This window comes from Dietzia sp. IBK-p2-15D, from assembly GCF_057773105.1.
Window position 1 is genome coordinate 1 of sequence record NZ_JBYMTK010000126.1, and the last position, 435, is coordinate 435.

Sequence of the window (435 nt, forward strand, 5' to 3'; positions counted from 1 at the left end):
GGAAAATGAAAATTTTCCCCGGTTTCCGGTATCAGACCTGAGTGGCGCTAACCATCCGGCGCAGGCAGGCGATTTGCAGTACGGCTGGAATTGTCACGCGATAGGCACTGCCGCTGACCGCTTTAACCCCATTTAATGCTGCGCCCACAGGGCCTCCCAGACCCGCGCCGCGCAGCAAACCATGCCCAAGCACGCTCATTGCTGCGTGGGTGCGTAAAATGCGGGTCAATTGGCTGGAAAGCAAATGCGACACACCTTTTGCCAATAATTTGTCTTTCATCAGCAGCGGCAGCAGCTCTTCCAGCTCATTCACCCTGGCATCGACCGCGTGCAGAAACTCCTGCTTATGTTCCTCGTCCATTTTCTTCCAGGTATTACGCAGAAATTGTTCCAGTAACTGTTGCTCAATTTCAAACGTAGACATCTCTTTGTCGG

1 protein-coding gene is annotated in these 435 nt (G+C 52.9%); it reads right to left on the reverse strand.

The features are described from left to right. Positions 1–31: 31 nt before the first annotated feature. A partial coding sequence (locus tag AC3DEV_RS17190; RefSeq protein ID WP_488372907.1) for a ubiquinol-cytochrome C chaperone family protein occupies positions 32–435 on the reverse strand: 404 nt, incomplete at its 5' end.